Origin of the sequence: Moraxella sp. CTOTU47616 (assembly GCF_032017465.1) — a bacterium.
Taxonomy (GTDB): Bacteria; Pseudomonadota; Gammaproteobacteria; order Pseudomonadales; family Moraxellaceae; genus Faucicola; species Faucicola tetraodonis.
In genome coordinates, this window is the sequence record NZ_DALZPU010000007.1 from 75,676 (window position 1) to 94,117 (window position 18,442).

Genomic DNA, 18,442 nt, shown 5'->3' on the forward strand with positions numbered 1-18,442 from the left:
CCAGTATTTTTCTAGAATCAGTTTTTTCTAGAATCAGTTTTTTAGAAACAGTCACACTCACCTATCTTCGCCCGAGTCCAGCAAACCATCACTTCATAACATAACATGGACTCGCTATGAACCAACTTACCAACGTTACTCACAAAACCCCTGCCCACCGTGACCCTACCGACGACCGCTTTGAAGAAGAAGCGCGTGATTTGACGCGCGCGTTACCGGCATCTCGCAAAGTCTACATCCAAGGCTCACGCCCTGACATCCAAGTACCGATGCGGGAAATCACCTTGACCGATACCCCGGTGGGCGGTTTTGGCAAGGCAGAAGGCGAAAAAAACCCACCGTTTTATGTGTATGACACCTCAGGAGTATATACTGACCCCAACGTCGAAATTGACCTGACCAAAGGCTTACCAAAACTGCGTCAAGCTTGGATAGAAGCGCGTGGCGACACCGAGCAGCTTGCCAAACTGTCAAGCCAATACGGCAATGAGCGTGCCAATGACATCGCCACGGCTAACCTGCGCTTTGGGCATATCGACAAGCCAAGACGGGCAATCAATGGCAAAAACGTCACCCAAATGCACTACGCCAAACAAGGCATCATCACCCCAGAGATGGAATACATCGCCATCCGTGAAACCCAAAAGCAGCATGACCTAACTGATATGCGTCAGCACGCTGGTAACAACTTTGGCGCCAACACCCCCAAACTCATCACCCCAGAATTTGTGCGTGCCGAAGTCGCTGCGGGACGGGCGATTATTCCCAATAACATCAATCACCCCGAATCAGAACCGATGATTATTGGGCGCAATTTTTTGGTCAAAATCAATGCCAATATCGGTAATTCAGCCCTGGGCTCTAGCATTGACGAAGAGGTTGCCAAAATGACCTGGGCTACCCGTTGGGGCGCGGACACCATCATGGACTTATCAACCGGTAAGCATATCCATGAAACCCGTGAATGGATTATCCGTAACTCTCCGGTGCCTATCGGTACCGTACCGATTTATCAAGCCCTAGAAAAAGTGGATGGCGTTGCCGAAGATTTGACATGGGACATCTTTAAAGACACCTTGATTGAGCAAGCCGAGCAAGGCGTCGATTATTTTACCATTCACGCGGGCGTACTGCTGCGCTACGTACCGGTGACCGCCAATCGTTTGACAGGCATCGTTAGCCGCGGCGGCTCGATTATGGCGCAGTGGTGTCTTGCCCATCACAAAGAGAATTTTCTTTATACCCACTTTGAAGAAATTTGCGAGATTATGAAAGCCTACGATGTGGCTTTTAGTCTGGGTGATGGTTTACGCCCCGGTTGCCTACAAGACGCCAACGATGATGCGCAGTTTGGTGAGCTCAAAACCTTGGGCGAGCTGACCCAAGTGGCATGGCAACATGATGTACAGGTCATGATTGAAGGTCCAGGGCACGTTGCCATGAACCGTATCAAAGAAAACATGGACTTACAGCTTGAAGTCTGTAAGGAAGCGCCTTTTTACACCCTTGGACCTTTGACGACGGATATCGCGCCAGGCTATGACCATATCACATCTGCCATTGGTGCGGCGATGATTGGTTGGTATGGTACGGCCATGCTGTGTTATGTGACGCCAAAAGAGCATTTAGGTCTGCCGAACAAAAAGGATGTCAAAGACGGTATCATCACTTACAAAATCGCAGCGCACGCGGCAGATTTGGCAAAAGGACATCCAGGTGCCCAAGCGCGGGATAACGCCTTGTCAAAAGCGCGTTTTGAGTTTCGCTGGGATGACCAGTTTAATCTCAGCCTAGACCCAGACACGGCACGTGAATTCCATGATGAAACCTTGCCAAAAGAAGCGCATAAATCAGCGCATTTTTGCTCGATGTGCGGTCCAAAATTCTGCTCGATGAAAATCACCCAAAACGTGCGGGATTATGCAGCAGGGCTTGAGTTTAATAAACCACAGCTTGGGCAAGACATTACCCCTGATACAGGCGAGTTATCGGATGCCAGCCACGCTATCAAGCAGGTGGATACTGAATTGGTCGGGCAAGTCGGTGAAGCGTCTGCCGATGAAGTCCGCCTAGGTATGGAGCAGATGAAGCAAAAATTTATTGAAGAAGGCAAGCAGTTGTATAAAGAAGTTTAAGTCTTAATACTTTTATGCGATAATGTCAAGCTGATATTATCGCATAAAATTTACAAAAAAATTATTAAGGTTTAATATGGACTTCGAGGTTAAGGTACAGAACTTAGGCAAGATTAGTGATTCTACAATCTTTGTAAAGCCTCTCACCATTATCACTGGTAGTAATGCAAGTGGTAAAAGCTTTTTTACTAAAACACTGTATTCTATTATTAATATTCTCAATCAAAATCTTTTTAAACCAACTGTACTAAAAGATTTAAGAATGTTAGATAGCCTTCTAGATTTTTTAGAAAGTGAAATTCCTTACAAAGGTAAAAGGGACACTAATGAAATTAATGATTTGAGAATTATATCAAATTCCCTTCAAGATAATATTTTTGAATTATCTGACTTTGAATTGGAGGGTTTTTTTAGCTCATCAAAAGAACTTAGTAAAAAAATCAAAGATTTTCAGAATAAAATTAGTATTATCGAAAAAAGATTAAATGAGTCAGCACGAAAATCTTCAGAAACAGTTTCAAAGATTTTAGATACTTTGAAATTCAGAGCTGAACGTATTAATGAAATGATTTTGGGAAGTGAGAATGCCTACACTGATTTTATCAAAGAGAGTATTGATAAAGACTTGAACTTAAACTTCCAAATTTCAAATTCCTCGGAATTAATTTCCTTTGATAAATCTTTTGCAAAAGTTCAAATCAGCAATTTTTTAACTTATACACTTTTTGATGATAAAACTGAATTAGAACTGAATTTCAAAAGTAAATTAATGAAAGATGTATTTTCATTAAGTCAAGTTGTTTTCTTTGAGTCTCCAGCTTATTGGCGTGTGAGAGAGGCATTAATTGATAGAAAAAGAGGGCAAAGAATTACTTATCCTTTTAGTAATAGAGTCCTAAGTGGTGTTCCTGAGTATTTTTATGAACTCGATACTCTTCTGAATAATGAATATACTGAACCAACTGAAAAGCATTTTCCAGATTTAATTAAAAAGCTTGAAGATACTTTGAAAGGTAAATTCAAATTTAATGATGGGAAAGTTAGCTTTATTGATAATAATTCATCAAGAACAATCACAAAAAATTTAATTTCTTTTGGTATGACTAATTTAGGCATGATTCATGCCTTGCTTGAAAAAGGTATCATCACTAAGGGTTCATTTGTATTTATAGATGAACCTGAGTCTAATTTGCATCCTGAATGGCAAGTAATCTTAGCAGATGTTTTAATTAGCCTTGCAGAAAATGGTGTATATGTTATTACTACAACTCACAGTGCTGATATGTTAAAAGCATTTGATATCATTACCAAGGAAAGAAAATTAGAAAATAATTTTTTATCAATATCATATTTCCAAGATAATGGGTCTTTATTGAACATGGAAGAGTCTGATTTGAGCAGCATTGAACAAGCTCGTATGAAATTATTAGAACCATATGAAGACTTATTATTTAGAGGTTATGCGTTGTGATTGACCTTGAAATCGTTAAAGAGCCAATTTGCCATGCTTTAGGTAAGAATGAAGTACAACCTGAATCATCAATATATCAAGCATATAAAATTGATAGTGGGAAAAAGATTGGGTCTAATATTACAGTAAATGAAGGTCTATGCTCTTTAGTTGGATTCTCTCCTAGCGATTTTAAGCAAGCTGATTATTTTTTATTAGATGAAATAAATAATAATGCGCAAATTATAGAATTAAGTGATTTATCATCCGACTATAAAGATTGTATGAAAGCTACTAAAGACTTCGATAATGAAGATTTAACCTATGTTCAAATGATATTAAAAAATAAGGACAAAGCAAAAGATTTTGTTCATACAAAAATATGGAGTGAAGTAATATCCGAATTTAAGAATAAGTGGTTTGGTTCCATAGCGATTATCGAAAGATATTGTAGAAAAATTAATTTTAGCAATGATTTAAGTTACTCTTTTTTGATAGTATTGAAAAACAGCCAAGATCCTTACGAATTAGAAATAATTAGCAGAAAACTAAAAGGTATGGTGAGACACCAAATAAAAGTTGTTAATACTAAAAATTTAGACAAATCTCTTCTAATTAAAATTAACTAAGGATAATAAGTTTCATTTATTATCCTTAAATTTAATTCATAACTTGAAAATATCAATTATCCTTAAGGATAATAAATTACTCCTTTAACCCAAGCACATCTTGCATATCAAACTGTCCTGTTTGCTGCTCATTGACCCACACCGCAGCACGCACCGCCCCTGCGGCAAAGGTCATGCGCTCACGGGCTTTATGGGTGATTTCAACTATCTCGCCATCGGCGATAAACATCACGGTATGGTCGCCGACAATCTCGCCACCACGAATGGCATGGATACCAATCTCGCCTGCTTTGCGCGCCCCAGTTTGACCTTCGCGGCCATAAATCGCCACGTCTTTTAGGTTTTGACCGCGTCCTTTGGCAACCGCTTCAGCCATCATATAAGCGGTGCCCGATGGCGCATCAATTTTGTGTTTATGATGGGCTTCGATGACTTCGACATCGGCGCTGTCGCCAAATGCTTTGGCAGCCATTTCAAGCAGTTTAAGGGTTAAATTCACCCCAGTTGAGTAGTTGCCTGCATACACGATGGCGATTTTTTCACTTGCCTGTTTTAAGATGGCGTTTTGCTCATCATTTAGGCCTGTTGTCCCAATGACCATATTGACGCCTTGATCAGCACAAAGCTGTAAGTTTTTGGCAGTCGACTCAGGCAAGCTAAAATCTATGAGTACATCAATATCATGAATGACCCCTGCCAAGTCATCGACCAAAGCGACATTAGTTTTGTCGAGATTAACTAGCTCGCCCGCATCCACGCCCAACAAGCTTGAGCCTTGACGCTCTATCGCCCCTGCAAGGGTAGTTTGTGGATTTTGTGCCACTGCTTGAATCAGCATACGTCCCATGCGCCCACCTGCGCCTATGACCCCGATTTTTACCATTTGCTTATCCTTTATCTCGCCCAATTACCTAGTGTAACTTGCTAATCTGATTTTCTAGCCTGATTTTCTAGTATAACTTTCTAAGTTCAAATCATAACAGCTTGTCTCGCTGAATCCTAGCTTAGCTCAATATTGCCTTATACAAAAAAACCCTTGCAATCATTACAAGGGTCCGATGTTTCACGTGAAACATCTATCAAACACTATAAACCAATAAAACCTAGTCAAACAAGTCTTTGACATCTTCTTTGAGTTTATCAAAGAAAGATTTTTTCTGGGGCGATTGTTGATGATCACCCATGGATGATTGTAGCTGACGAAGTAGCTCTTTTTGTTCATTGTTGAGATTGGTCGGTGTCTCTACCACCACACGGCATAACAAGTCACCTTTCATCGTCGTGCGCACGGGGGTAACGCCTTTGCCTTTGATACGGAATACTTTATGGCTTTGGGTACCTTCGGGAATGCGTAAATTGATACGTCCTTCAAGCGTTGGTACTTCCACCTCACGACCTAAGGCTGCATCCGCAAAGCTGATTGGCACATCCATGTATAAATCAGCGCCTTCACGGGTAAAAATAGGGTGCTGTGCCACACGGATTTCAACATACAAGTCACCGCTTTCGCCGCCTGTAATCGCTTCACCTTCGCCCGTTAAACGTACCCGATCGCCATTGTCGATACCAGCAGGAATAGTGACTTCAAGGGTGCGTGATTTTTCTTTAACACCCGAACCATAACAGTCATTGCAAGGATTCTTGATTTGTTTACCTGAGCCGCCACAGTTGGGGCAGGTTTGTTGCACAGCAAAAAAGCCTTGCTGCATACGTACCACACCCGCACCACCACAAGTTGCGCAGGTCACGATATCGCTGCTGTCTTTGGCGCCCTTACCATCACAAGTTTCACAAGGGGCAGGTGCGGTAAAGGTAATTTCTTTTTTTGTCCCTTGTACCGCTTCTTCAAGCGTCAAATCAAGCATATAGCGTAAATCTGAACCACGTCTGCTACGTCCACCCCCTGTGCGCCCCCCAAAAATGTCGCCAAAAATGTCTTGGAAGCCGCCCGCGCTGCCACCACGACCGCCGCCCATGCCGCCAAAAATATCGCCAAAAATGTCTTGGAAGTTTCCACCGCCAAAGCCGCCACCGCCCATGCCATTCTCAAACGCGGCATGCCCCATACGGTCATACGCTGAACGTTTGCTGTCATCACTTAGCACTTCGTATGCCATCGAGGCTTCTTTGAATTTTTCTTCGGCGGCAGGGTCATCAGGATTACGGTCTGGATGATATTTCATCGCAAGTTTGCGGTAGGCTATTTTGATTTCTTGTTCATTAGCGGTTTTATCTACCCCTAATACTTCATAAAAATCGCGTTTTGACATAGTAACTCCTTTGGCAGCATAGTGTTGACAGTACGGAAGAGTGGGTTCGACCAGTAGCAACGTTTAACAGCTGCCAAACCTGTGAAAGACTAAAATTTAAAAATATGCAATATAGTGGCGATTTCTGTCAAATAATCAAGCAAATAATCGGCTATCAGCGCAAAAATATTTTCCTTTTTTTGCAAGAAAAATACGCAATAGCCTAGCCCGTTGTTTTAAACTAATTAGCAAACTCTAACCCTGATAGTCATTTATGAAAAAAGTATTATCTTTGCTAATCATCCTGGCACTGATTGTCGTCGCATGGGTATTTGCCTCCCCTTATTGGGCAATGTACCAACTGAAAAAAGCCTATGATGCACAACAAGCAGACACTATCAGTGGAGCGATTGAATTTACGCAACTGCAGCAAAGTATTAAATCACAGCTAACCCCTGTATTGGTGGAAAAAGCCAATCATGTGGCAAAATCCCCTATTTTGCAGATGCTCAATATCACGCTAAACCCTGATGACCTAGTGAATAAAATGGTCAATCAAGCCGTGGATAATACCGTCACGCCAGAGGGCGTACAGTATGCGCTGACAGGACAAGCGACTAGCGAGCCGCTCAAAACAAACGTCAAACTGCTAGGAGGGTTGGTGGCGGTAGCGATGGATAAGATTGATATCAAAGACTTGATTTTAGCGCGCAATTCAGCTGAGCTTAATCAAAAAATCAAACAACAACTACAATCGCCTAATCCCAACGCCACCACAGCAACGTCACAGACCCAACCGACCACACACTATTGTGGTGTTAACTGTTTTGAAGTCAGCGGACAGGTGCGTGGCTACCCCTTAACGCTCCGCTTGCAGCGCCAAGGGCTTATTCATTGGAAAATCGTGGGTGTGACACTGCCGCTAAATGCTTAAAACTGGTCAATTTCTTCAGCGGTCAAAAATCGGCTTTCACCTTTTTCTAATCCTGCTAAGGTAATGTTACCGATGCTGGCACGGTGTAACTCAATGACTTTATTGCCAAAGTAGCCCATCATGCGCTTGACTTGGTGGTATTTGCCTTCCGTGAGTACCAGCTTGGCATGAGTAGCATCAGAAAAACTTAACTCAGCGGGTTTAGTTTTATCATACTCATCTTCAAGCATGATGCCTTTTGCCAATTCTTGGATAGCAAATGCCTGTTGTGCTTCAGTCATTGGCTCGGCAAGCGTCAACTCATACACTTTTGCCACATGATGTTTGGGGCTGGTGACGCGGTGCAAAAAGCCACCATCATCGCTAAGTAGCAGCGCACCCGTGGTGTCGACATCGAGTCGCCCTGCAATCCGCAAGCTACCTAGCTGGGGTACATCAATCAAGTCTGTGACAATCGGCCACTCTTTTGGCTTTAGGGTGCACTCAAAGCCTTCTGGCTTATATAACAGTAAGTAGCGATTGCCCATCGCAACCGATAACGGCTCACCTGCCCATTCGATATCGTCATCCACTTCATCGATATGTAGGCTTGAATCTTTGACCACCTCGCCATTGACAGTGACTTCGCCTGCGTGCAAGATTTTTTTGCAGTCTTTGCGCGATAGCTCAGTGGCTTTGCTTAAAAATTTGTCTAAACGCATTTTTTTGTTATCCTAGTGCTTGTTTTGCTTATTGTAACATAGATTAACCATGACCTATTACACGCTTAGCGCGCCATGTACTGCCACACTTGAGATTAAAAAAAGCCAATTTTTGGGCTTTGGCTTTGCCATTGATAGCCGCGAGCAATTAATGTTTCACGTGGAACAATTACGCAACCAATATCCCGATGCGCGCCATGTCTGCTATGGCTATATCATTGGCGACCCGCACAACACCACCTCGGCAGGTTTTGATGACGATGGTGAGCCCAGTGGTACGGCAGGCAAGCCGATTTTAAACGTGTTACAACACAAGGGAATTGGTAACTGCGTGGCCATTGTGGTGCGTTACTTTGGCGGTATCAAACTTGGTGCAGGTGGGCTGACACGTGCCTATAGTAGCACCGCACAAGCCGTGGTTGATAACATGAATTTGCACGCGTTTGTGCCGTTAAGCGTGATAATGATTGAAACCGATTTTGCCAATGAGTCCTTTGTCAGACATACATTAGACGGCTTTAATGCCACGATTTTAAAGGTTGATTATGGTAAAAATGTCGTTTTGACAGTGGAGCTTGCGCAAAAGTCAGTTCAAGCACTCAGCGAAAAAATCGGCTTTTACGGGACTGTGAAAGCCAGTGAATAACCACAGCAGCAGCGTAAAAGTGATAGCCTAGCAAAATTGTCCTCAAAAACCCTACACAACACCCCAAACTTACTTCACAAGTCGCCATGAAAAAACTGTCAAAAAGCCGTAAAATAGTCAAAAATCATAACAATCACTAGGCATATTATGAATATTCATCAACTACCCCTAACGCCATTTCGCACCCCGTTTTTCTTAGCCAACCCCCACGTTCAAACCATTTTACCCAAGTTTATCAAACTGCCAAAACCTAACTATCAGCGACACCTTCACCCTGACCGTACCGGTACCACCCAAGTGGCTTATGACTTTGTATTTGCCAATACCGATAATCAGCCAAACCTTGATAAGCCATTGGCGGTGATGTTTCATGGGCTTGAAGGCAGCAGTGATAGCCATTATGCCATTGCCTTTGCCCACCAAGCGCACCGATTGGGGTATGATGCGGTTATCGTCCATTTTCGCGGCTGCGGCGGGGTGGATAATACCTCAGAATTGGACTATAACGCGGGTGATACTGCCGAAGCGGTGCATATGTTTGACCTGCTAAAAACTCAGTACGGTTATACCCAAATTGTAGCCAGTGGCGTGTCGCTCGGCGCCAATATGCTGGCTCGTTATATGGGTGAGCAAGGCGATGCAGCTGCCTGTGAAGCAGCGGTGGTGATTTCTGCGCCTGTCGATTTGACGACTTCGGCAAAAGCCATGCATCGTTTTGTCGCCAAACGGGTGTATACGCCTTATTTGCTCAATCCTTTATTGCAAAAAGCCTTAAAAAAGGTCGATGAGCCAGCACTAATCAACGCATTAAAAAATATCAAGATGATTGACGAGTTTGATGAGTTATATACCGCGCCGCGCCATGGTTTTGGTACAGGGGCGAATTATTACATCCAAGCGTCTGCCCTACCTGTACTCAAAAACATCACTAAACCTACGCTGATTATCACTGCCAAAGATGACCCATTTTTGGGCATTCTTGCCACCCAAGCCGATGTGTCACCTTGTGTGCGCTTACTGTATAGCCAGCATGGTGGACATGTGGGCTTTGTGCAATTACAAAACAAAAAACTCAATGTGAATTGGCTGCCTAGCACCAGCTTTAAATTTTTTCAGGCTTGTGCTGACTGATTGCTATTGCTTCAATAAAAAACTCCCTCACAATGAGGGAGCTTTTTATTTATTAAAGTTAATGAGGGGTTTTTTAACATTATAAAATGCCGTAATTCACCATGGCTTTAGCAATCTTGTTAAAACCTGCTAGGTTGGCGCCTTTTTTATAATCAATGCTCCCATCCGCTTGCTTACCATGGTTAAAACAATCGTCATGGATATTTTTCATGATGGTTTTTAATTGCTCATCAAGCACCGCAAAGGTTGCGTATTGACGTACCGAGTTTTGTGACATCTCAAGACCTGACACCGCGACCCCACCGGCATTCGAGGCTTTTCCCGGCGCATAGATGACGCCATTACTTTGGAAGATGGCGATGGCATCGGCATCACTGGGCATGTTGGCACCTTCTGCCACGTATTTAACGCCATGATTGACCAGATTTTGCGCATCTTGCCCGTTGATTTCGTTTTGGGTGGCGCAAGGTAGGGCAATATCGGCTTTGATATGCCATGGACGGCTACCGTCGATCCATTCTGCGTCATCACTGGTGCCGACGAAGTCTTTTAAACGTTTGTCTTGCGCTTTATAAGTTTTGAGCGCTTCAATTTGCTCTAAGGTAAAGCCATGCTTGAGATATAAGGTACCTTTTGAGTCTGATAATGTCAGTACCTGTGCGCCAAGCTCAATACATTTTTGTGCGGCATGTAGCGATACATTGCCCGCACCTGAGATTAGAGCAGTCTTAGCCATCAAGCCATCATGATGGGCTTCTAGCATATTTTGTAAAAAATAAACCAGACCAAACCCCGTTGCCTCGGTACGAATCAAGCTACCACCTTGTCCCACCGTCTTACCGGTTAATACCCCCGTAAACTCACGATTAAGCGTCTTATACATGGCAAACATATAATTAATTTCGCGGCCACCGACACCGATATCACCCGCAGGTACGTCTATATCTGCACCAATATAAGGCGCTAATTCGCGCATAAAGGCATAGCAAAATCGGCGAATTTCAGCGTCTGATTTACCTTTTGGGTCAAAGTCTGAACCGCCTTTACCCCCACCCATAGGCAGACCGGTCAATGCGTTTTTAAAGATTTGTTCAAACCCTAAAAATTTTAGTACCGAAAGATTCACACTGGGATGAAAACGGATACCGCCTTTGTAAGGGCCTAATGCATTGTTAAATTGCACACGCCAACCGCGGTTGACTTGAACATTGCCTTGGTCATCTTCCCAGTTGATACGAAATTGAATAACACGGTCAGGGTTGGTTAAGCGGTCAAATAGATTAAGGTGTTGATAAACAGTGGATTGGTCATAAACCGCTGCGATATCTTCCCAGAATTCTTCGACCGCTTGGATAAACTCTGGCTCATTGCTATGACACTGCTTTAAAATGCTTAATAACTCACTGCTTTTCATACCACTCCTCAATGCTTTAACTTCATAAAAATAGTGCAAAAACACTATTTTGGTGAATTTATAGTAACTTAGCACTGTCATAGTAATTTGTAAAACTATTTTTCTGTACCTCTTTGGCACGGTTTTGGCACGGTGGGTTGCCGAAAACTAGACATGGGTGTTTGCGAGCAAGTTAACCTACAACTGGATTTAATAGCTGACAAAGCCTAATTTGTCCTTTAAAATTGTTAATTTTTAGCAAGGTTTAGCGGCTTTGGTTAGCCGCTAATGCGTATTTGACCTAAGGCAAACTTATGCACATTCATATTCTTGGTATTTGTGGTACCTTCATGGGTTCGTTGGCGCTGCTTGCGCGTGACCTTGGACATACCGTGACAGGCTCAGACGCCAATGTCTATCCACCAATGTCCACCCAGCTTGAAAATGCGGGTGTTGAGATTATGCAAGGGTACGCTGCTAGTCATTTACAACCTGCACCTGATTTGGTGATTGTCGGCAATGCCATGAAGCGCGGCATAGAGGCGGTTGAATATATGCTCAATGAGCGTATTGCTTATACCTCAGGTCCGCAGTTTTTGGCAGAGCAGGTATTGCAATACCGTCATGTATTAGCCGTCGCAGGCACGCATGGCAAAACCACCACTACCACGATGCTGGCATGGATTTTACACTATGCAGGCATTGATGCCGGCTTTTTGATTGGTGGCGTGCCACTTGTTGATACCCAAGATGAACGCCTACAACAAGCGTTTGCCCACAGTAGTTATTTGGGGAGTGATAAAACTGCGGATCATGAAGGTTACTTTGTCATCGAAGCGGATGAATATGACAGTGCTTTTTTTGATAAACGCTCCAAGTTTGTCCACTATCGCCCAACCACCGCAATTTTAAACAACCTTGAATACGACCACGCCGATATCTTCCCAAACCTTGCCGCCATCCAAACCCAGTTTCATCACATGATACGCATGATACCGTCACATGGCAAAATCATCATGCCAGCAAATACCGAAAGCTTGGAAGAAACCCTTAAAAAAGGCTGTTGGACACCGATTTGGCGGACAGCGATTGCTAGCACTAATCCCCATGCCGATTGGCAAGCCAAGCTAGTGAAACAAGACGGAAGCCAATACGAAGTCATGTTTGATGGTCACAAAGGACAAGTCAATTGGCAGATGAGCGGTCTACATAGCGTCAATAATGGTTTAGTGGCAATTGCGGCAGCCTACAATGTTGGCGTATCGGTTGCACAAGCCTGTGAAGCCTTATCCAATTTTGCGGGTATCAAACGCCGTATGGAACTGGTCGGCACAATCGATAACCACGGCAAACATATAGAAGTTTATGACGACTTTGCCCACCACCCGACCGCCATTGAAACCACGCTTGATGGCGCCAAAAAACGTTTCGCGGATAACCCAAACCGTAAAATCTGGGCGGTGATTGAACCGCGTTCAAACACCATGAAACTCGGTACCCACCAAGGTTTGCTTGCGCCATCAGCGAGTATCGCCGACCAAGTCATCTGGTATCAACCTGCCAATCTAGATTGGTCAGTTGCCGATGCGATTGGCAATGCTGCCAACCAACAAGTGATGACATCGACCGATGCGATTATTGAGCATATTGCAGCGCACATTGGCGATGACGATGCAGTGATTGTGATGTCAAATGGCGGCTTTGAAGGCATTCATGGTCGACTGGTGAAGGCACTGCAGCAAGCCTAACTGTTCTAACCTTGTAAATTTGCTAGCAAAAATCGTGATTTTTTAGCATACTCATGATTACTTGTACAAATATTAGGTTACACAATGCTTACCCGAGTCATTTTTAATCAAAAAGGCGGTGTTGGTAAATCCAGCATTGCTGTCAATCTTGCCGCGATGAGCGCCCATCAAGGTTTGCGTACCTTACTTATCGACCTTGACCCACAGTGCAACGCTACCCAATATATCATCGGCGATGCGGCCACAGACATTCATCCCGCGCATATCACAGAACCCAATATTGAAAATTTCTTTTCGCAAACCCTGCAAGCGACGTCTAGCCCCATGCCGATGATGTTTGCATTTCCGTTTGGCGGTATGACGGGTAGTCGCAATCAAGGGTTGGAGCACTGTATTCACACCACCCGATTTGATAATTTATCAGTGATTCCAGCCAGTCCCATGCTTGCCGATATTTTGCAGCCCCTTGAAAGCAAACATAAAATTTATAAATTAAAAGACGGCTTAAACCTTTTAAGTCAGCAGTTTGATCGGGTGTACATTGATACACCACCGGCGTTTAACTTTTTTACTTTGTCGGCATTGATCGCGGCTGATCGTGTCATCGTCCCGTTTGATTGTGATATTTTCTCCAAACGCGCGCTGCAAACCTTGGTGCAAAACATCTTAGAGACGCGCCAGGACCATAATAGTGACTTGTTAATTGAAGGTATCATCGTCAATCAGTTTGACCCACGCGCCAATTTACCCAAAGAAGTGGTACAAACGTTGGTCAATGAAGGCTATCCTGTGTATGAGACCAAACTTAGCCCTTCAATTATCATGAAACAGTCCCACCATCAAAGCTTACCGCTAATTTATTTGGACGCTAAACATAAACTCACCCAACAATACGCTGCGCTTTATCAAGAAATCGAATCCAGATAACGGAACTTACATTTAATCGTCTCTACTGACATAGCATTACATTAAATAAAAAATCCTCTTAATACTTCAAAGAGAACTTACATAATTAACAAACCAACATTTTAACTGCGGGTAGCTTGTCTATAAAATAACAGTCATCAGAGAGGCAGTTATTAGTTAAAACCATAAATATAACAATTTAGCGCTGTAACGCCTGCCAATCGATTAGGTAAAAAAATAAGTTAAAAATTACACAGGTTAAAAAATTAGGAGTGTTAAAATGAGCTTTATTTATATGATTATCATGGGTCTTATCGTTGGTGTTATCGCCCGTGCTATCAAGCCAGGTGCGGACGCAATGGGCTGGATTCTTACTATTGTATTGGGTATCATTGGTGCGTTAGTAGGCGGTTTCTTAGCAGGTATGCTAGGTATGAATGCCAATGGTGGCTTTACTGGTCTAATTTTCTCAGTCATTGGTGCTATTATTGTGCTATTCGTCTATGAGTTAGCCACTGGTAAACGCCGTATTGGTTAATACTGTATTAGTTAACTATGCAATCAATTTAGAATATCTATTTAAAAAAGGCATTTAATTTAAATGCCTTTTTTATTGGCTAAAATTTTCTGAACGCTTGGCATCTAACTCATAGCATCTAACACTTGGCATTTTGGCTTTAATTTTTTTCAGTTTAATTTTTTTGCCCTCATTGTCTTACTAAGTTTGGAATCTCCGCTTAGAATAATGCTATATTGTTGACTTGGTTTTTAGCACCAGATACCTACTAGACCCCTATTAGACACTAATGAGATACTAAGGTAAACGCTTTCATGGAACAACTTGTCAATTTTCAAACGCAAAATGGCGTTTTAGAAATCCAACTTAATCGAGCTGATAAAAAAAATGCCCTAACCAATGCCATGTACCAAGCCGTACAAACCGCGATGGAACAGGCAAAAAGTGACGATAATATTCGAGTGATTTTGTTTACGTCAACCGGTGATTTTTTTACCGCAGGCAATGATCTTGTCGATTTTTTAAACAAAGCAGAAAATGACGATGCCAAGCTTAATGCGTTAGATTTTGTGCAATTTCTGGGTGACTATCCCAAACCCATCGTAGCAGCGGTGACAGGCTCAGGCGTTGGCATTGGCTTGACGCTACTACTTCATTGTGATTTGGTGTATATCGTAGAAAACGCTAAATTATTAGCCCCATTTGTGGATTTATCGTTGGTACCAGAAGCAGGTTCGACCCTTTTACTGACGCAAAAAATTGGTTATCAGCGTGCCTTTGAGGTGTTTGTGATGGGTGAAAAAATCACAGGTATACAGGCAGTTGAATTGGGTTTAGCCAACCAAGCTTTTGCTAGTAGCGATGAGGTACTAAACACGGCGCGCCAAAAAGCAGAAATACTTGCCAAAAAATCGGTGTCATCGGTACGACAAACTAAAGACTTGATGCGTAATGCCACAGAAATCCTAGCGCGTATCCAACAAGAAAACATTCACTTTAGTAACCGTCTGAAGACGGATGAAGTCAAAGCGATACTGCGCAAATTTGTCCATAAACAGTAAGGCAAAAGAGAAAAATAATGCAAAAAAGCCTTTTAACTAGAAAATTAAAAGGCTTTTATTTAATTCAATTTATTAGCCAATTTATTAGATAGGCATTATTTGGCTACCACAAACTGTTCAATTTGCGCACGCACCAAATTTGCATCATTATCAAGCACAGTCACATACTGCGCCAAGCTTTCGATATTATCGGTATGCTTGGGACGGGGAATGTCAAGTTGACCGACAGCTTCGGTGATGGTCTCGGCAAATTTGGCTGGCAAGGCGGTTTCGGCGCAGACAATGACTTCACCCTTTTTGCGTACTTCACGTGCCACTTTTATCCCATCAGCGGTGTGCGGGTCAATGAGCTGGTTGTCTTCGGCATACACTTGTTTTATCGTGGCGATACGGTCGGCATGGGTTGATTTTCCCGATGCAAAACCATATTTGCCATTGATGTTTGCCATCAAATCCGACATATCAAAGCCTTTCCCTGCGTTGACATCCTGCCAAAGCGTATTAATTTTTTTGCCATTTTTCTCAGCGAGCAAGTACACAAAACGCTCAAAATTCGACGCTTTTGAAATATCCATCGATGGGCTTGAGGTCACATAAGTCTTGTCGGCGGTACGCGGGCTATATTTGCCAGTAGTAAAAAAGTCGTGCAGAACGTCGTTTTCGTTGGTGGCAACGATTAAACGCTCGATGGGTAATCCCATTTCACGGGCAATATGTCCCGCGCAGATATTACCAAAGTTACCCGATGGCACGCAGAAACTGACCTTTTCGCTATTGTCGGTGGTGCTGGCAAAGTAACCTTTAAAATAGTAGACGATTTGCGCGAGGATACGACCCCAGTTAATAGAGTTGACAGTCCCAAGGCTGTATTTGGCTTTAAACTCAGCATCTTGCTGCAAGGCTTTTACGATATCCTGGCAGTCATCGAACATACCTTTGATGGCGATGTTATGGATATTTTTGTCATCGAGGCTATACATTTGTGCGCGCTGGAACTCACTCATTTTGCCATGTGGCGACATCATAAACACTTCGATATTGTCTTTGCCACGCAGCGCATATTCAGCAGCCGAGCCTGTATCGCCTGATGTCGCACCGATGATAGTCAGACGCTCATTTTTTTTCTTTAACACATATTCAAAAGCATTGCCCAAAAACTGCATGGCGATGTCTTTAAATGCCAGTGTTGGACCATTTGATAACTCGATGATTTTGATGCCATCTTTGAGTGTACGAACAGGGGTAATATCAGGATTGCCAAATGCTTGTACGGTGTAAGTTTTCTCAATCAGTGTTTTTAAATCATGTTTTGGAATATCGGTGGCAAATAATTGCATGATTTCAAAGGCAAGCTCAGGGTAGCTTAAAGTGCGCCATTGGGTGAGGGTTACTTCATCAATCTGTGGGTATTCTTCAGGTAGCATTAAGCCGCCGTCTGGGGCAAGTCCCATCAGTAACACATCACTAAATTGCATAGGGGCTGTTTTGCCACGCGTGCTGATATAGTTCATCTTTCCATCCATTTAATCAATTTGATGCAGTTTAGCATAAACCTAGCATTGCAATGAATGCCAATTTTTTACCCAAGTTTTTGCAGTAAGGCATAATAAAAGCCATCGCCATCGTTTTGATGAAGCGGCAAGCATTGATAACCGATGTCCCGTTTGATTTGGTTGGATAAATTAAGGCTAAAATCCACGATTTGCGCCGCTTTGTGTGTGGCTAAAAACGCTTGTAATTGGTTTTCATTCTCTGCTTTTAACATCGAGCAAGTGATATAGAGTAGATAACCATTATCGGCTAAATTATGCCAACAGTTTGCTAAAATATTGGCTTGTAACGCGGCAGTTTGCCCTACATCTTCTTCAGTACGTAGCAATCCGATATCAGGATGGCGGCGAATCACCCCCGTTGCGGTACAAGGTGCATCAAGCACTATCATATCAAATTGGGTATCTGCTTGAAACGTTGTGGCATCCTCACATACCAATTGTACATTGTCTTGGTTTAACTGCAAACGCTCAAGGTTTTGGCTTACCCGTTGTAAACGTTTTTCATCGTTGTCCAAAGCGATTACATACGCGATATTTTGATGTTTCACGTGAAACGTTTTTGACTGCTCAAGCTCCAATAAATGCGCCAGTTTACCCCCAGGTGCAGTACAAGCATCTAGTACCGTCAAAGATTTATCCAAGGCGAGGCTTGCCAAAATATGTGCTGATAACTGGGCATGTTTGTCTTGCACACTGACCCATCCTTCGGCAAATTTAGGCAAATCGGTGATTCTTATAGAATCAGTGAGTTGAATGGTTTGTACTTTCTCAAAGCCAATGGACACTAGGGCAAAACCGATGCCTTGTTGAGTTAATATATCGGCATAATCCTCTACACTACAAAATTTGCGATTGACGCGTAAGAATATGGGCGCAGCTTGGCGAAGCGCTTGTCCAAGCTCGGCATAGTATTCACCCCAATCCTGTTTGAGCTGCTTGGCAAGCCAATTAGGTAGACTGTGGTTTTTCTCAATTTTCTTGGCAAATTTGGTAGGGTTTTTTTGCACCTTTCGCAGTATGGCATTGATAAGTCCAGCACCGTAACCTTTATCCAGTTGTTTGACTGCTTCGACCGTTTCACCAATCGCCGCGTAATCTGGCGTGTCCATATACAGCAGTTGGTACAGTCCGATATTGAGTGCTGCCCATACGCCTTTATCAGTGACTTCATGCTCAATCAAGCTTTCACCAATACGAGCGAGTGCCCACCATTGACGCAGTGTGCCAAGCAATAATTCATGGGCAAAGCCTTTGTCTTTTTCGCTCACTTGGTTTAGTAGTGGGTCAAGCAAGCTAGCCAATGACTCACCTTGTTGGATACGCTCGAGGGTGGCGACAACTTTGGCGCGAGTATTGAGCTGAGAATGTAATTGGATCATGATGTGCCTA

General features: G+C 43.1%; 16 protein-coding genes. 10 read left to right on the forward strand and 6 right to left on the reverse strand.

The features are described from left to right. Nucleotides 1-116 precede the first annotated feature (116 nt). The 3 genes from thiC (at nt 117) to RTS10_RS08885 (ending at nt 4,214) form a co-directional block, all read left to right on the forward strand. Nucleotides 117-2,135 carry a phosphomethylpyrimidine synthase ThiC gene (gene thiC, locus RTS10_RS08875; protein WP_312116042.1) on the forward strand — a complete coding sequence of 673 codons (2,019 nt, stop codon included), beginning with the start codon at nt 117-119 and terminating at the stop codon, nt 2,133-2,135. Between the two features lie 76 nt (nt 2,136-2,211). Then, the gene (locus tag RTS10_RS08880; RefSeq protein WP_036590294.1) at nt 2,212-3,606 is read left to right on the forward strand and encodes an AAA family ATPase; all 1,395 of its coding nucleotides are present in this window, start codon (nt 2,212-2,214) and stop codon (nt 3,604-3,606) included. Next, nucleotides 3,603-4,214: a hypothetical protein gene (locus tag RTS10_RS08885; protein ID WP_095356265.1), complete on the forward strand. Its 612-nt coding sequence runs from the start codon at nt 3,603-3,605 to the stop codon at nt 4,212-4,214. Before RTS10_RS08880 ends, RTS10_RS08885 begins: the two co-directional genes overlap by 4 nt. 76 nt (nt 4,215-4,290) lie before the next feature. On the opposite strand, the gene dapB is transcribed toward RTS10_RS08885, so the two are convergent. Beyond that, a complete protein-coding gene (gene dapB, locus RTS10_RS08890) occupies nt 4,291-5,097 on the reverse strand; it encodes a 4-hydroxy-tetrahydrodipicolinate reductase (RefSeq protein ID WP_179286570.1) in 807 nt (268 codons plus the stop codon). Between the two features lie 220 nt (nt 5,098-5,317). Further along, the gene (gene dnaJ, locus RTS10_RS08895; protein WP_312540031.1) at nt 5,318-6,484 is read right to left on the reverse strand and encodes a molecular chaperone DnaJ; all 1,167 of its coding nucleotides are present in this window, start codon (nt 6,482-6,484) and stop codon (nt 5,318-5,320) included. A 253-nt stretch (nt 6,485-6,737) separates the two neighbouring features. On the opposite strand from dnaJ, the gene RTS10_RS08900 reads away from it, so the two are divergent. Continuing rightward, nucleotides 6,738-7,397: a DUF2939 domain-containing protein gene (locus RTS10_RS08900; protein WP_312540032.1), complete on the forward strand. Its 660-nt coding sequence runs from the start codon at nt 6,738-6,740 to the stop codon at nt 7,395-7,397. Here RTS10_RS08900 and RTS10_RS08905 read toward each other — a convergent pair. Beyond that, nucleotides 7,394-8,098, reverse strand: a complete 705-nt coding sequence (locus RTS10_RS08905; RefSeq protein ID WP_159375609.1) for a pseudouridine synthase — start codon at nt 8,096-8,098, stop codon at nt 7,394-7,396. The genes RTS10_RS08900 and RTS10_RS08905 overlap by 4 nt on opposite strands. A gap of 49 nt (nt 8,099-8,147) precedes the next feature. Between RTS10_RS08905 and RTS10_RS08910 the strand changes: the two genes are divergently transcribed. Beyond that, a complete protein-coding gene (locus tag RTS10_RS08910) occupies nt 8,148-8,744 on the forward strand; it encodes a YigZ family protein (RefSeq protein ID WP_312540034.1) in 597 nt (198 codons plus the stop codon). A 147-nt stretch (nt 8,745-8,891) separates the two neighbouring features. After that, a complete protein-coding gene (locus tag RTS10_RS08915) occupies nt 8,892-9,875 on the forward strand; it encodes a YheT family hydrolase (protein ID WP_284034847.1) in 984 nt (327 codons plus the stop codon). A 79-nt stretch (nt 9,876-9,954) separates the two neighbouring features. On the opposite strand, the gene gdhA is transcribed toward RTS10_RS08915, so the two are convergent. Beyond that, nucleotides 9,955-11,289, reverse strand: coding sequence for an NADP-specific glutamate dehydrogenase (gene gdhA / locus RTS10_RS08920; RefSeq protein ID WP_312540036.1), 1,335 nt, complete (start codon nt 11,287-11,289; stop codon nt 9,955-9,957). Between the two features lie 293 nt (nt 11,290-11,582). Here gdhA and mpl point away from each other — a divergent pair, with 293 nt between their 5' ends. The 4 genes from mpl to RTS10_RS08940 all read left to right on the forward strand — a co-directional run bounded on the left by mpl (nt 11,583) and on the right by RTS10_RS08940 (nt 15,500). Further along, nucleotides 11,583-13,016, forward strand: coding sequence for a UDP-N-acetylmuramate:L-alanyl-gamma-D-glutamyl-meso-diaminopimelate ligase (gene mpl / locus RTS10_RS08925; protein ID WP_312540038.1), 1,434 nt, complete (start codon nt 11,583-11,585; stop codon nt 13,014-13,016). Between the two features lie 84 nt (nt 13,017-13,100). Further along, nucleotides 13,101-13,943, forward strand: coding sequence for a ParA family protein (locus RTS10_RS08930; RefSeq protein WP_007116609.1), 843 nt, complete (start codon nt 13,101-13,103; stop codon nt 13,941-13,943). Nucleotides 13,944-14,202: 259 nt separating this feature from the next. Further along, nucleotides 14,203-14,460: a GlsB/YeaQ/YmgE family stress response membrane protein gene (locus RTS10_RS08935; protein ID WP_036601338.1), complete on the forward strand. Its 258-nt coding sequence runs from the start codon at nt 14,203-14,205 to the stop codon at nt 14,458-14,460. A gap of 293 nt (nt 14,461-14,753) precedes the next feature. Beyond that, nucleotides 14,754-15,500 carry an enoyl-CoA hydratase-related protein gene (locus tag RTS10_RS08940; protein WP_312540039.1) on the forward strand — a complete coding sequence of 249 codons (747 nt, stop codon included), beginning with the start codon at nt 14,754-14,756 and terminating at the stop codon, nt 15,498-15,500. A gap of 95 nt (nt 15,501-15,595) precedes the next feature. Here the strand turns inward: RTS10_RS08940 and thrC are convergent, their stop codons facing one another. Together thrC and rsmB are read right to left on the reverse strand one after the other, a co-directional pair. After that, on the reverse strand, nt 15,596-17,011 hold the full coding sequence (gene thrC / locus RTS10_RS08945) for a threonine synthase (RefSeq protein WP_312540040.1): 1,416 nt from the start codon (nt 17,009-17,011) through the stop codon (nt 15,596-15,598). 68 nt (nt 17,012-17,079) lie between these two features. Further along, nucleotides 17,080-18,432 carry a 16S rRNA (cytosine(967)-C(5))-methyltransferase RsmB gene (gene rsmB / locus RTS10_RS08950; protein ID WP_312540042.1) on the reverse strand — a complete coding sequence of 451 codons (1,353 nt, stop codon included), beginning with the start codon at nt 18,430-18,432 and terminating at the stop codon, nt 17,080-17,082. Between the last annotated feature and the right edge of the window lie 10 nt (nt 18,433-18,442).